We start from the raw sequence: 13,823 nt of genomic DNA on the forward strand, positions 1-13,823 counted from the left end.
AGAACCCCACACTGATGGAAGTTTCACTTTATATCGTTTGTTTTCGTTCGAAAATAAGTTCAAAATATGCAGCTGATCCATATCCTACCGTACTAGGAGCAAAAATTTGTACGAAGCGCCACCCTTCTTTTGCATGTTCTGTAATGATCGTTTGATAATCTTCTTTTGGCTGGGATTTCATTAGACTAGATTTTAGTTCTATTTTAACAAATTTATATTCGTACATAGTGTATCGCTCCTTTTAAAATCTTTATAGTTAAATTATACAATAAAAATAGCTTATGAATATGAAAAATTCATGCTAGCTTGTATCATTTTTTGTACATCTCCCTAATATATATGGAAATAGCAAGAATTATAAAAGGGGGGACAAAAGTGATTGAAATCTGCTTCGAAGAAAAAAATGATGCTATTGTTGTATATAAAGAGCTTAAAAAAAGGACAGATCATATATATGAAGAAATAAGCATTTACTTGTACGAACAAATGGTAATTGTTCATATACCAATACAAGAGTCACGCTACATTGATCAAGTGGTTATTCCTGTATTTGTGCAATATATTATCAATACGAAACAAGATGAATGGATAAGTGCGATTTTAAAAGATAAATTTTATTATGAAGAGCGAGAAGAACGAAATCAAATTTTACATATGGCTCATTCTATTTTAAAAGGGAAACGAAAAGGATTAGTAGATGCACCTTCGAAGGAAAGAGGGACAGAATTGGTACTGTCTTCTTTACAAGGATGGATACATGATACAATGTCGTTTTCGTTTGAAGCGTACATTCGTTTTCGCTTGAGAAAGTACAATGAATTTTTGTATCGAACGGCGGAGATGGCGATAGATGAATATAAGTTAGAACAAGAGTATCAAATGTTCGTAGAAACATTACGGCAACAAGTAAGCAGCCGAAAATCACGTTTATCTTGCTTGCATCTCGTGTTTAATGATAGTTGTGTCTTTTATGATGAAAAGGGAAGACGTTTAAAACAAGAAAAACTTGTTCAGTATATAGAAGAAGAATTACTCTCTCAAAAAGATCTATACATTGATCCGAATATTATGGCACCGCTTCTGTCAATCGCGCCTAAAAGAATTCATCTGTATGCGAAAGAACAAGATCATAATATGATTGTAACGATTCAAAATGTATTTCAGGAGAGAGTGCAGTTATATGCGCTTCATGAATTTGAAAAGAATGTGACAAAATTCAAAAATAAAGGGAACGCCCTTGATTTTCTAAATTTTTGAGCATATAATTACGTACATACATGAAAATACATTAAAATGTTACGATGAGGACATGAGTAGTTATCCACGATTCTCAGAGAGAGAAGCCTTAGGCTGTGAGCTTCTTAATACGAGATTATTACTTACCACCTCTGAACTTCAGCAGTGAACGAATGTCTAGTAATTGCTGACGGCAAGTGCCGTTATCATGAACTTGAGCAGTTAACAATGTGTTAGCTGGAACAAGGGTGGAACCACGAATTCAACACTCGTCCCTTTTTATAGGGATGGGTGTTTTTTATTTTGACTATGAAAAAGGAGTGACTAAAGATGGCAGATGTAGTAAAAATTACATTTCCAGACGGAGCTGTGAAGGAGTTTCCAAAAGGAACAACAACTGAAGACATTGCTGCTTCTATTAGCCCTGGCTTAAAGAAAAAAGCGATTGCAGGGAAATTAAATGAAGAAATGGTAGACTTACGTACACCGATTGAGCAAGATGGTGCAATTTCTATCGTGACATTAGATTCTGAAGATGGGCTATACATTTTACGCCACTCAACAGCTCACTTATTAGCGCAAGCATTAAAGCGTTTATATAAAGATGTGAAGCTTGGAATTGGGCCTGTAATTGAAAATGGCTTCTATTACGATATCGATATGGAAGAAGCAATCACAGTTGAAGATTTCTCGAAAATCGAAAAAGAAATGCAAAAAATCGTAAATGAAAATCTTGAGATTGCTCGCCATGAAGTACCACGTGCTGAAGCGCTTCGTCGTTATGAAGAAATTGGCGACGAGCTAAAATTAGAATTGATTAACGATCTTCCGGAAGATGCGGTTATTTCAATTTATGAACAAGGCGAATTCTTCGACCTTTGCCGCGGAGTTCACCTTCCATCTACAGGGAAAATTAAAGTATTTAAATTGTTAAGCGTTGCTGGTGCTTACTGGCGCGGCGATAGCAATAATAAAATGCTGCAACGTATTTACGGTACTGCATTCGTGAAAAAAGCAGAGTTAGATGAGCACTTACGTATGCTTGAAGAAGCGAAAGAGCGTGATCATCGTAAATTAGGTAAAGAGTTAAAACTATTTACAAATAGCCAAAAAGTAGGACAAGGTTTACCGCTTTGGTTACCAAAAGGTGCAACAGTCCGCCGTATTATCGAGCGTTACATTGTTGATAAAGAAGTAAGCTTAGGATACGATCACGTATATACTCCAGTACTAGGAAGCCGAGAGCTTTATGAGACTTCTGGTCACTGGAATCACTATCGAGATGGCATGTTCCCATCGATGGAAATGGATAATGAGGAATTGGTACTTCGTCCAATGAACTGTCCTCACCATATGATGGTGTACAAAAACGATATCCACAGTTATCGTGAATTACCAATCCGTATTGCGGAGCTTGGAACAATGCATCGTTATGAAATGTCTGGTGCGCTATCTGGATTACAACGTGTACGCGGGATGACTTTAAATGATGCGCACATTTTCGTTCGTCCAGATCAAATTAAAGAAGAATTCAAACGCGTTGTAAACTTAACTTTAGAAGTATACAAAGACTTCGATTTAGAAGATTATTCATTCCGTTTATCTTATCGTGATCCAGCGGATACTAAAAAGTATTTTGATGACGATGAAATGTGGGAAAAAGCTCAATCAATGTTAAAAGAAGCTATGGATGAAATGGGTCTTGAGTACTATGAAGCAGAAGGTGAAGCGGCATTCTACGGTCCGAAACTTGACGTACAAGTTCGCACTGCGCTTGGAAAAGACGAAACACTTTCAACTATACAATTAGACTTCTTACTTCCAGAACGCTTTGAATTAACTTACATCGGTGAAGACGGTAAACAGCATCGTCCAGTTGTTATTCACCGCGGTGTTGTATCAACTATGGAACGTTTTGTTTCCTTCTTAATCGAAGAATACAAAGGTGCATTCCCAACTTGGTTAGCGCCGGTTCAAGTACAAGTAATTCCAGTTTCTCCGCAAGTACATTTAGACTATGCGAAGAAAGTACAAGAAGAATTACAACGTGCTGGCATTCGTGTTGAAGTGGATACTCGTGACGAGAAAATTGGTTACAAAATCCGTGAGGCACAAATGCAAAAAATTCCGTATATGCTTGTAGTAGGTGACAATGAAGTTGCTGAAACTGGTGTAAACGTCCGTAAATACGGTGAACAAAAATCAGAAACAATCTCATTAGATGCATTCGTTGACCTAATTAAGGTTGAAGGAAAACGATAAGAAAAAGTCGCGGCTTGTCCGCGGCTTTTTTGTGCATTTTTGATTGGTAATAAGAACCAAAGTTCGCTTTATATAAAAAAATGTTGCATGTATTCATTTTGTTTGTTACAATATTTTTTGTTGTTACTTAAGAAGTAGAGCTTCTTGACATGCATCACGTCCTATGGTAAAATCATCAAGGATAATAGAATACGGATTTGTGGAACAAGTAGAAGCACCCGCTTCTCACCTGATTGACGCGAAAGCAGTTGACAGGTAAGTATTTCTTACTAGAGATATTATAAGTGTGGGTGTCGTATGCCCGCACTTTTTTGTTTGGGTTCTTCCTTCCCGAAACGTATTCCCATAAAACCTTGGAGGTGGCTTACTATTAGCAAGGACATGATGATTAACGAGCAAATTCGTGCACGTGAAGTACGTTTAGTTGGTGCAAATGGTGATCAACTTGGAATTAAGTCTCGTCAAGAAGCATTAGATATGGCTGCAAACGTAAATCTTGATCTAGTATTAGTTGCTCCAAATGCGAAACCACCAGTATGCCGTATTATGGACTACGGAAAATTCCGCTTTGAGCAACAAAAGAAAGAAAAAGAGCAGCGTAAAAATCAAAAAATCATTAGTATGAAAGAAGTTCGTTTAAGTCCAACAATTGATGAACATGACTTTAACACAAAACTTCGCAATGCTATTAAATTCTTGGAGAAAGGCGACAAAGTTAAAGCGTCTATTCGCTTTAAAGGTCGTGCTATTACTCATAAAGAAATCGGTCAACGTGTTTTAGATCGCTTCTCTGAAGCTTGTGCTGAAGTTAGTACAATTGAATCTAAGCCAAAAATGGAAGGACGCAGTATGTTCTTAGTTTTAGCACCGAAAAATGATAAGTAATAAATAGAGGAGGAAATCACTATGCCTAAACAGAAAACTCACCGCGGCGCTGCAAAGCGTTTCAAAAAAACAGGATCTGGTAAACTAAAGCGTTCTCACGCTTACACAAGCCACTTATTCGCTAACAAATCTACAAAAGCTAAACGTAAATTACGTAAAGCTGGTGTAGTAAGCGCTGGTGACTTCAAACGTATTCGTCAAATGCTTGACAACATGTAATTTATATTTTGTTCAGATAGATATCTAGGAGGGAAATAATATGCCAAGAGTAAAAGGTGGTACGGTTACTCGTAAACGTCGTAAAAAAATTATTAAATTAGCAAAAGGTTACTACGGTTCTAAACATACATTATACAAAGTTGCTAACCAACAAGTAATGAAATCTTTAATGTATGCGTTCCGTGACCGTCGTCAAAAGAAACGTGACTTCCGTAAATTATGGATCACTCGTATTAACGCAGCTGCTCGTATGAACGGTCTTTCTTACAGCCGTTTAATGAACGGTCTTAAGCTTGCTGGTATCGAAGTAAACCGCAAAATGCTTGCTGACCTAGCTGTTCATGACGCAAAAGCTTTCGCTGAATTAGCAACTGCTGCTAAAACTGCTTTAAACAAGTAATTGATAATAAATCCTTAGGACATTGTTCCTAAGGATTTTTTTATTGAAACGCGTCACCTTCATGAAATTAACGATGTATTTGCTGAAATGGAAGAAGGAAAGATTAATGGACGTGTTGTGTTAGATATGACAAAGTGAGAATAAAAGTTACAATAATATAGAAGAATAAACATAAAAAGTCGGAGAGGTTCTCTGGCTTTTTATGTTTATTTGCATGAAATATGCTGTAACATGGGAACTTGACTTTGGCCAATCTTGTCTTTCCACACGAAACTGACACTGTTATAATGTAAGAATATAACTTGGTTATTTGCTTATATTTACCATTAGAATGGAGCAATATCGAGTAAATTTATTCGATATTGAAGGAGGAGTACGTTTTGGATTTACTACAACTATTTAAATTACAAAAAGAATTAGATGATCGTATTACGAAAGAACATAATCTAGAGCCGAAAAAGTTATTAAAAGAAAAAATGTTAGCGCTTCTTGTGGAAATTGGTGAACTTGCAAATGAAACACGCTGCTTTAAATATTGGAGTAATAAGCCAGCTTCTGAGCGTCAGGTTGTGCTAGAAGAGTACGTAGATGGGCTGCATTTTATTTTATCTATTGGAATCGATTTAGGAATTGATAAAAATTTCTTGTTTTATAAATGTGCACTAACAAATAAAACACAAGTAGAAATTTTCTTAGATGTATATGCGAAAGCAATTCGTTTTAATGAGCAGCCATCTATTACAAATTACATTGAATTGTTTACGAGCTATCTTCGTTTAGGGCAAGCACTTGATTTTGGACAAGAAGAGATTGAAAAAGCATACTTAGATAAAAATGAAGTGAATCATCAGCGTCAAACAGAAGGGTATTGATGGAATTTTTTGAATATTATTCTCCACTCTTGTATAATTGAAGAGATGAAGAAAAAGGAGGACTTTGTCCAATGACAAAACTAGATGCGACATTGACGATGCTAAAAGAATTAACAGATGCACGCGGGATTGCTGGAAATGAACGTGAGCCACGCGAAGTAATGAAGAAATATATCGCACCGTTTGCTGATGAAGTATCAACAGATAACTTAGGAAGCTTAGTTGCGAAAAAAATTGGTGACGGCAATGGACCAAAAATTATGGTAGCCGGTCATCTAGATGAAGTCGGTTTTATGATTACGCAAATTGATGATAAAGGTTTCTTGCGTTTTCAAACGGTTGGCGGCTGGTGGTCACAAGTTATGTTAGCGCAGCGCGTAACAATTGTTACGAGCAAAGGTGATGTAACGGGTGTCATTGGTTCAAAACCACCGCACATTTTACCAGTTGAAGTTCGTAAAAAGCCAGTTGATATTAAAGATATGTTTATTGATATCGGTGCTTCTAGTAAAGAAGAAGCGCTGGAGTGGGGCGTACGCCCAGGAGATCAAGTTGTACCATATTTCGAATTCCAAGTAATGAAAAACGAAAAAATGTTACTTGCGAAAGCATGGGACAACCGGATTGGCTGCGCAATTGCAATCGATGTTTTAAAACAATTAAAAGATGAAAAACATCCAAACATTGTATACGGTGTTGGAACTGTACAAGAAGAGGTAGGTCTTCGCGGAGCGAAAACATCTGCACATTATATTCAACCTGATATCGCATTTGCAGTAGATGTTGGAATTGCTGGTGATACACCAGGAGTAAGCGAAAAAGAAGCACAAGGAAAAATGGGTGATGGCCCGCAAATTATTTTATACGATGCATCTATCGTTGGACATAAAGGTCTTCGTGACTTCGTTGTTGGCGTAGCAGATGAATTAAATATTCCGTATCAATACGATGCACTTCCTGGCGGCGGAACGGATGCAGGAGCAATCCATATTTCTGTGGACGGTATTCCAGCGATGGCAATTACAATTGCAACTCGCTATATTCATTCCCATGCGGCAATGTTGCATCGTGATGACTATGAAAATACAGTGAAGTTAATTGTAGAAGTTGTGAAACGTCTTGATACTAAGGCTGTACATAACATTACATTTGATTAATATAAGAAAAAGCGAAGGAGGAGCCCTCTTTCGCTTTTTCTTGTTCCTATTAAAAAGGTCTTTCTAACCCGGCGGCGGTATGGGATCCTAAAATGATTAAACGTGTTAACTGCAAAGCCATAAAATGTGGCGTGTATACCATTCCTCTTCTTAACCACGAAATAATCATACCGACATGCGCGCCGGTTACGTAACTAATAAGAATATCACGTGGAACCATCAGTTCGTCATCATTTGGCTGTGAAATAGAAAGGCTTAATGCGAAATGTGCCTGAATGGTTTTCATCATTTTGTAAGAAAAATTTCCAGCTGCTTTTTCACCGAGCATTACGTTATAAAAAGTAGCATTTTCGGCGATATGTTCAAACAAGGCAAAAAAGATTGGATGAGGAGAATCGAATGTAAGCTGAAAATCTTCTTTTTGAAATTTTTTTGGTTTAATTACTTCTGTTAAGGTATTCAACATCTCTTCAATACTTGTATCTAATAAATCATATTTATCATGATAGTGACTATAAAAAGTAGCACGATTGACAGGTGCCCGCTCAGCAATAAGTTGTACTGTTATATTTTCAAATCCTTTTTCGTCAACTAAAGCGACAAAAGCATTTTGTATTAATTGTCTCGTTCGTTTTACGCGTGGATCATTTGAATTTTTAATAGACATTTTTGTTCTCCTTGCTTGGTTTTTTATACTTTTTCAACATATATACAGTGAAATGTTGGAAAAACAACATTTCAAAATAAATTGTCGGTTGTCGCTCGAAATGAATTATTTATAATTATAAACGATATTCTTTTTCTTAGCACAAAATAAGGAGAGGGTTTTGCGCGCAGAAAAAGGCTCTTTTTTTAATTAGTCCTTAATAATATGAATGGTCAACCTTGTTAATTAAAAAGAGAGCAGGACTTATTAGAAAATAAATTGATATTGAAAATAAGGAGAGGGAAACAATGAGTCAATTTCGGAGAATGATTATCATCAATATTGTTACATTGATTGTGTTAGTTGGCGGTGGATTTGCCGGCTATTATTATTACAATCAATCAACAAATTATTTGAAAACGGACAATGCAAAAATTGATGGGAAAGTAGTACCTATTGCATCTCCAGTTGCAGGGAAATTAACAGATTGGAAAGCGGAAGTAGGAAAAAATTATAATGCTGGTGATAAAGTAGGTTCTGTAATGAATAACGCTGGGGGTACTGCACAAGAAGTAGATATTACAGTTCCAGCAAATGCAACGCTTGTTCAATCAAATGCAACGCGAGATTCTTATATTGCGCCAGGAACACCGCTTGCATATGCCTATAATATGAGTGATCTATGGGTAACGGCAAATATTAAAGAAACAGACGTAGATGAGATTCAAAAAGGGCAAGACGTGGATGTATATGTTGATGCATATCCTGATACAACGTTAACAGGAAAAGTAGAACAAATTGGTTTAACAACAGCAAATGCATTCTCTATGCTACCATCTAGCAACGCAACAGCGAACTATACGAAAGTAACACAAGTTATTCCTGTTAAGATTTCATTAGATCATAGTAAATCATTAAATATTGTCCCAGGCATGAATGTCACAGTTCGGATTCATAAGTAAGGGGGAATGAAATATGTCCTCGATCTTTATTGTAGGATACGCTCTTTTATGTATTGTCGTGTTCATTATTGTAAATCGTGTTTTTAGAAAAAAAGGAAAAGGGATAGAAGAACCAGTTCGAGCACAAGGGGTTTCAGATAATAAAAAAGAGGCAGTAAGAAAACAAGAAATACCAGAAGTTAAGGAAGAAGAAACAATTGAAAAACAAGAACAACCAAAACAGGAACAACCAAAACAAGAACAAAAAGCGGAAGATACGAAACCGAAAACGTCTCGTTCTCAAACGGTGCTTCCTGAATTTAACGTAAAAGTTGTCTTAGCTGTTCTTATTTTTGGAATGTTCGTTTCGATTTTAAATCAAACGTTAATTAACGTTGCTTTGCCAGCATTAATGAATGAATTTAATGTATCAACATCTACAGCACAGTGGCTTACAACAGGATTTATGCTGGTGAACGGGGTATTAGTGCCAATTAGTGCATTTTTAGTCTCGCGGTTTACGTACCGAAGCTTATTTCTAGCGGCTATGCTGTTCTTTACAGCAGGTTCAATGATTTGTGCGGTATCTGGAAGCTTTACGATGATGATGACAGGACGTGTTGTTCAAGCGGTTGGTGCTGGTATTTTAATGCCGGTCGGAATGAATATTTTCATGACAATCTTCCCGCCTCATAAACGCGGGGCTGCGATGGGACTGCTTGGTATTGCGATGATTTTAGGACCTGCTATTGGGCCAACACTTACAGGCTGGGTTATTCAAAACTACACATGGAATGTTATGTTCTATGCGATGTTTATCATTGGTTTACTTATTATCGTATTAGCACTAAAATATTTTACGCTCAAACAGCCTGTAGCTAAGGCGACACTAGATATTTTTGGTGTGATTGCTTCTAGTATCGGACTTGGAAGCTTACTATATGGCTTTAGTGAGGCAGGGAATAATGGCTGGAGTAGTATGGAGGTTATCATTGCGATCGTAATTGGTATCATCGGACTAAGTCTATTCATCTGGAGACAGTTAACGGTTGACAACAAAATGTTAGACCTTCGTGTATTCAGCTATTCTGCATTTACCTCGACGCTTTTAATCAATGCAATTGTTACGATGGCATTGTATGGCGGGATGATATTGCTTCCTGTATATTTACAAAACATTCGTGGATTTACACCGATTGATTCAGGATTACTCCTTCTGCCAGGATCTTTAATCATGGGAATGATGGGGCCATTTGCCGGGAAATTATTTGATAGATACGGCATTCGACCACTTGCTATTTTTGGATTAATCCTTACAACATATGCAACATATCAATTTACACATTTAACATTAGACACACCTTATAGTGAAATTATGAGAGACTATATTATTCGTTCGTTTGGGATGTCCTTTATTATGATGCCAATCATGACGGCCGGGATGAATGCTCTGCCAATGAAACTTATTTCTCATGGAACAGCAACGCAAAATACATCAAGACAAGTTGCGGGCTCCATTGGAACTGCGCTTTTAATCACAATTATGACGCAGCAAATGACAAATCATATGGCAGATTACGCAAATGCAATTACAACAACAAATCCGATTATCGTAAACAAACTATCGCAAATGGGACAAAGCGTTGCTGCCATGACAGGATCAGCTCAGGCAGGAAATGCATTAAGTTCACAAATGCTATTTGGGCAAGTTTCCAAGTTATCCGTCATTAACGGCATTAATGATGCATTTTGGATTGCAACAATCTTAACGGCCATTGCATTAGTCTTATCATTTTTCCTACAACCAGGAAATAAGGCAAACAGAAAAGCAGAGAGATGATCTCTGCTTTTTTTATGTGAACGGTTTTAAATGAATGATACTGTTTACTTTCTTTTTCTGCCATAGTTGAATGCGCATATTCCGCCCACTAACACGAAGAACAAAACCCCCATTCCTTGAAGGTTTGCTTGCACTGCAAATATCTAGGGATAGAAAAAAATGTTAAAGGGGTTCAAAAATTCTTTGTAATCGCTTACATATTGTAATACTATTAAATTACGATAATAAATTATCATCGCAATGTAATACAGGCGGTATAGGAGTAATGAAGAATGAAATATTATTACAACAATACTATCCGCTCGTCACATTTCTTTCGAAGGTAGATGAAAACAATTAATTTTTTGCGAAAACTTGTTCATCATTTCACATGATGGGTAGTTGAAAGACAGGGGGACAATTTGTGAACAAGAATAGTATGTTACGTGTGTTAGAGAAAGAATTAGTCGTTGCTTTAGGGTGTACAGAACCAGTGTCGATTGCGTTAGCCGCAGCTACTGCAAGAGATTATATGAAGGGTGACATACAGTCAATTGAAGTACTTGCAAGTACAAATGTCATTAAAAATGCAATGGCGGTTGGTATACCAGGAATGAAGGCTACTGGAATTGACTTTGTTGCTGCTTTAGGGGTGTTAGCGGGAGACAGCAAAAAAGATTTAGAAGTGTTAGCCGGAATCTCAGAAGAAGATGAAGAACAAGCAATCTCTTTAGTAGAAGCGGGGAAAGTGTCTGTAGAATTAGCAGATACGTCTAAAAAGCTATACATTGAAGTGAAATTTACGACAGACGAGGGATATGCAAGGGTTATTATTCATGATAATCACACATTTATCGCATTAGTAGAAGTGAATGGGGAGCTTGTTTATAAGAATGGATGTGGAAATACACACTTTGCCACTTCTGAAGAAGAACGTGATGAACTAACGATTCCAGAAATATATGAATTTGTTACGACTGTAGATGTAAAGGAATTGGCACTTGTAAAAAAGAGTATTGAACTGAATCGTAATGTGGCACTAGATGGTTTGTCGAATGAATATGGCTTACAAGTTGGAAAAACATTAAAGGCAAATGTATTGAAAGGAATTCTATCAGATGATTTAACAACTCATGCGATGGCATTAGCAGCTGCTGGTTCAGATGCACGTATGGCCGGTTCGACAATGCCAGTAATGGCTAATTCAGGAAGTGGTAATCAAGGGATTGCCGTAACGATGCCTGTAGTAGCTGCAGGTGAGAAATTAAATGCTTCGGAAGAAGAGCTAATTCGTGCTGTTACGTTAAGTCATTTATTAGCGATTTACATTAAAAGTCAGTTTGGACGTTTGTCTGCACTTTGCGGTGTAACAGTTGCTGGTGCAAGTGCATCGGCTGCTATTACGTATTTATTAGGTGGAGATATTGAAAAGATAAAGTATGCAATCCAAAATACACTTGGAAATGTAACAGGGATGATTTGTGACGGAGCAAAGGCAGGATGTGCGATGAAAGTAGCAACTTGTTCAAGCGCAGCTGTACAATCTGCACTGTTAGCCTCACAAGGAATGTGTATCTCTGCTACAGATGGATTTATCGAAGCAGATGTTGATAAAACAATTGAGAATTTTTGCCGATTAGGAAATGAAGGTTCATCGAATATGGATAAGATTATGCTAGAGATGATGATTAATAAAAGAAAATAGTAGTGATGTATCACCGTGGATGCTATTAATAATCAGTAGAGTCCATGTACATTCTACTGAATAATTCAACATATGAAAGTGAAATAGACTGTTCCAAAAGCTCCTTTAGATGAGGAAACGTTTGAGATAATAATAAAATAAAAATTGAAACGCCATTATACAACCATAATGGCGTGTTTGCAAAATTATGCTCCTTTTTGATGGTGATAACTGGTTTATTCAGTTTTTAAGATAAAAACGCAAGCGTATTATTCATCATATGAAATAACATAGCTGGAATAATAGAATTCGTTTTTTTACATAATACGGCCATAAACATTCCCATCATAAAAGCACCAACCATAACACCTAGAGAGTATATATGGGCGATTCCGAAGATGAAGCTTGAGCCAATTGCTGCTATCCAAAATGGAAAACGTTGCTGGAAAAATTGAAGAATGATTCCGCGGAAAATAAGCTCTTCAAAAATGGGGACGAAAATCGCACTTCCTAAAATTAATAGAATTTTATATTGGTTTAAATTTTCTAAGTTTAAAGCTAAATCTTGTTCTTGCGTTGCATGAGGAAATAGCTTAGAAATTATAAATATATGAATAGCAATACTAAGTCCGAAGAAAAGAAATAAGTATATATATGTACGAACTTTTTGGAGTGCTTGAAAATTTAAAACAGGTAATAATAGTTTCTTTATAGGTTCGTATTTAAAAATAAACAATAATAAAATGAGCAGTTGTAATAAAGTACCTCCAGTATTTCCAAGTGAGCTGTATAGGGCGATTGTTTTTTTGTCGGAAAGGCCTGCAGTGTAAATCATAAACGGAAGACCTATAAATAAACCGCTTATGATCTGTGCCCCAAAAAAAGCAAATAAAACAGAACCAACAAATTTTCCCCATGATAAAGAATGGTTTTGATCATATGTAAGTTGTACAGAATGTTGCATATATCGAATCCTCTCTATTGTTTATATATAAAATTATACATATTTGGATAAAATGTACCATAACTTTATATTACATAATAGTTAGAAATTTTCTAATCAAAGTAAAAATCACCTTAGCATTTACTAAGGTGATTTTTTTCCTGTTATGGATCAACAAATTTGCTCTGTTCTTTCATTGGGAGAAAGATGAGCACAGGATGTCGATTGTTGGATTTGTAATTCACGATCTACCATCTGATCTAATCGCTTGATTGCTTGCAGTGCTTTTTCATAAGAGATTGTTCGGTAGTGATGTGCCCCGCTCGGTTCTTCATCTGCTTCGTCTGCCCATTTAATAATATTTTGGAGAGGTGTTCTCTCAAGTGTTTGTTCTAGTAGAAAAGAATCAGTGTGTAAGAGAATGGCAACGGAAATTTCCTTTGCTTGTTTTGGGTGTTCTCCTAATCGGATTAATAATTTATGAGCTCTTTCTGCTCCTTTAATAGCGTGTATATCATTCTTTTTATACAATTCATAGTCCCATTCCCCATTACGATACCATGTGTAATGTCCTACATCATGAAGAAAACCAGCTTTTGTTGCTGCATCGACTGAAACGTGATATTTTTTTGCTAAGTGAAACGCATGGTAAGCAACAGCAATTGCGTGAACCATTCCAGAACGGTTTATATATTTTTGTGTAATAGGATGTTTGAAAATTTGTTCAAGTGTGACACGGCGCATAAAACATTCACTCCT

14 protein-coding genes and 2 other annotated features are annotated in these 13,823 nt (G+C 36.5%); of the genes, 10 read left to right on the forward strand and 4 right to left on the reverse strand.

The genetic code is table 11. The features are described from left to right. Positions 1 to 28: 28 nt before the first annotated feature. Entirely contained in the window at positions 29 to 226 is a 198-nt protein-coding gene (locus WAZ07_RS01415; RefSeq protein WP_336471028.1) for a DUF4177 domain-containing protein, read from the reverse strand. Between the two features lie 149 nt (positions 227 to 375). Here WAZ07_RS01415 and ytxC point away from each other — a divergent pair, with 149 nt between their 5' ends. The 7 genes from ytxC to WAZ07_RS01450 all read left to right on the forward strand — a co-directional run bounded on the left by ytxC (position 376) and on the right by WAZ07_RS01450 (position 7,031). Beyond that, complete coding sequence (ytxC, locus tag WAZ07_RS01420) at positions 376 to 1,257, forward strand: putative sporulation protein YtxC (RefSeq protein ID WP_336471029.1); 882 nt, start codon at positions 376 to 378, stop codon at positions 1,255 to 1,257. Between the two features lie 32 nt (positions 1,258 to 1,289). Continuing rightward, positions 1,290 to 1,516 (forward strand) — a binding site (T-box leader). 50 nt (positions 1,517 to 1,566) lie between these two features. Beyond that, positions 1,567 to 3,498 (forward strand): threonine--tRNA ligase, encoded by a 1,932-nt coding sequence (gene thrS / locus WAZ07_RS01425; protein ID WP_336471030.1) that lies wholly within the window; start codon positions 1,567 to 1,569, stop codon positions 3,496 to 3,498. Between the two features lie 200 nt (positions 3,499 to 3,698). Then, positions 3,699 to 3,817: a sequence feature (ribosomal protein L20 leader region), on the forward strand. Positions 3,818 to 3,879: 62 nt separating this feature from the next. Next, positions 3,880 to 4,383, forward strand: coding sequence for a translation initiation factor IF-3 (gene infC / locus WAZ07_RS01430; protein WP_020060081.1), 504 nt, complete (start codon positions 3,880 to 3,882; stop codon positions 4,381 to 4,383). A 21-nt stretch (positions 4,384 to 4,404) separates the two neighbouring features. After that, a complete protein-coding gene (rpmI, locus tag WAZ07_RS01435; RefSeq protein WP_020060080.1) occupies positions 4,405 to 4,602 on the forward strand; it encodes a 50S ribosomal protein L35 in 198 nt (65 codons plus the stop codon). Between the two features lie 40 nt (positions 4,603 to 4,642). After that, positions 4,643 to 5,002, forward strand: coding sequence for a 50S ribosomal protein L20 (rplT, locus tag WAZ07_RS01440; protein ID WP_090916428.1), 360 nt, complete (start codon positions 4,643 to 4,645; stop codon positions 5,000 to 5,002). Between the two features lie 380 nt (positions 5,003 to 5,382). Next, complete coding sequence (locus tag WAZ07_RS01445; protein WP_090916430.1) at positions 5,383 to 5,874, forward strand: dUTP diphosphatase; 492 nt, start codon at positions 5,383 to 5,385, stop codon at positions 5,872 to 5,874. Between the two features lie 71 nt (positions 5,875 to 5,945). Then, positions 5,946 to 7,031: a M42 family metallopeptidase gene (locus WAZ07_RS01450; protein ID WP_090916432.1), complete on the forward strand. Its 1,086-nt coding sequence runs from the start codon at positions 5,946 to 5,948 to the stop codon at positions 7,029 to 7,031. 49 nt (positions 7,032 to 7,080) lie between these two features. Here WAZ07_RS01450 and WAZ07_RS01455 read toward each other — a convergent pair whose 3' ends face one another. After that, entirely contained in the window at positions 7,081 to 7,698 is a 618-nt protein-coding gene (locus WAZ07_RS01455) for a TetR/AcrR family transcriptional regulator (RefSeq protein ID WP_336471031.1), read from the reverse strand. A gap of 287 nt (positions 7,699 to 7,985) precedes the next feature. Between WAZ07_RS01455 and WAZ07_RS01460 the strand changes: the two genes are divergently transcribed. From WAZ07_RS01460 to WAZ07_RS01470, 3 genes are all read left to right on the forward strand, one after another. Then, complete coding sequence (locus WAZ07_RS01460) at positions 7,986 to 8,639, forward strand: HlyD family secretion protein (protein ID WP_336471032.1); 654 nt, start codon at positions 7,986 to 7,988, stop codon at positions 8,637 to 8,639. Positions 8,640 to 8,652: 13 nt separating this feature from the next. Continuing rightward, positions 8,653 to 10,458: a DHA2 family efflux MFS transporter permease subunit gene (locus WAZ07_RS01465; RefSeq protein WP_336471033.1), complete on the forward strand. Its 1,806-nt coding sequence runs from the start codon at positions 8,653 to 8,655 to the stop codon at positions 10,456 to 10,458. A 403-nt stretch (positions 10,459 to 10,861) separates the two neighbouring features. Beyond that, a complete protein-coding gene (locus WAZ07_RS01470) occupies positions 10,862 to 12,142 on the forward strand; it encodes an L-cysteine desulfidase family protein (protein ID WP_336471034.1) in 1,281 nt (426 codons plus the stop codon). Positions 12,143 to 12,368: 226 nt separating this feature from the next. Here the strand turns inward: WAZ07_RS01470 and WAZ07_RS01475 are convergent, their stop codons facing one another. Together WAZ07_RS01475 and WAZ07_RS01480 are read right to left on the reverse strand one after the other, a co-directional pair. After that, positions 12,369 to 13,085, reverse strand: a complete 717-nt coding sequence (locus WAZ07_RS01475) for a CPBP family intramembrane glutamic endopeptidase (protein ID WP_336471035.1) — start codon at positions 13,083 to 13,085, stop codon at positions 12,369 to 12,371. 150 nt (positions 13,086 to 13,235) lie between these two features. After that, on the reverse strand, positions 13,236 to 13,808 hold the full coding sequence (locus WAZ07_RS01480) for an HD domain-containing protein (protein ID WP_336471036.1): 573 nt from the start codon (positions 13,806 to 13,808) through the stop codon (positions 13,236 to 13,238). Positions 13,809 to 13,823: the final 15 nt, after the last annotated feature.

It is taken from the genome of Bacillus bruguierae (genome assembly GCF_037104725.1).
GTDB classification, from domain to species: Bacteria; Bacillota; Bacilli; order Bacillales; family Bacillaceae_G; genus Bacillus_A; species Bacillus_A bruguierae.

Excerpts from the sequence above, each read along its gene's own strand:
- WAZ07_RS01480 (WP_336471036.1), bottom strand. The coding sequence starts at position 13,808 with ATGCGCCGTGTCACACTTGAACAAATTTTCAAACATCCTATTACACAA.
- WAZ07_RS01455 (WP_336471031.1), bottom strand. The coding sequence starts at position 7,698 with ATGTCTATTAAAAATTCAAATGATCCACGCGTAAAACGAACGAGACAA.
- infC (WP_020060081.1), top strand. The coding sequence starts at position 3,880 with ATGATGATTAACGAGCAAATTCGTGCACGTGAAGTACGTTTAGTTGGT.
- rplT (WP_090916428.1), top strand. The coding sequence starts at position 4,643 with ATGCCAAGAGTAAAAGGTGGTACGGTTACTCGTAAACGTCGTAAAAAA.
- WAZ07_RS01460 (WP_336471032.1), top strand. The coding sequence starts at position 7,986 with ATGAGTCAATTTCGGAGAATGATTATCATCAATATTGTTACATTGATT.
- rpmI (WP_020060080.1), top strand. The coding sequence starts at position 4,405 with ATGCCTAAACAGAAAACTCACCGCGGCGCTGCAAAGCGTTTCAAAAAA.
- WAZ07_RS01475 (WP_336471035.1), bottom strand. The coding sequence starts at position 13,085 with ATGCAACATTCTGTACAACTTACATATGATCAAAACCATTCTTTATCA.
- WAZ07_RS01450 (WP_090916432.1), top strand. The coding sequence starts at position 5,946 with ATGACAAAACTAGATGCGACATTGACGATGCTAAAAGAATTAACAGAT.
- WAZ07_RS01415 (WP_336471028.1), bottom strand. The coding sequence starts at position 226 with ATGTACGAATATAAATTTGTTAAAATAGAACTAAAATCTAGTCTAATG.
- WAZ07_RS01465 (WP_336471033.1), top strand. The coding sequence starts at position 8,653 with ATGTCCTCGATCTTTATTGTAGGATACGCTCTTTTATGTATTGTCGTG.
- thrS (WP_336471030.1), top strand. The coding sequence starts at position 1,567 with ATGGCAGATGTAGTAAAAATTACATTTCCAGACGGAGCTGTGAAGGAG.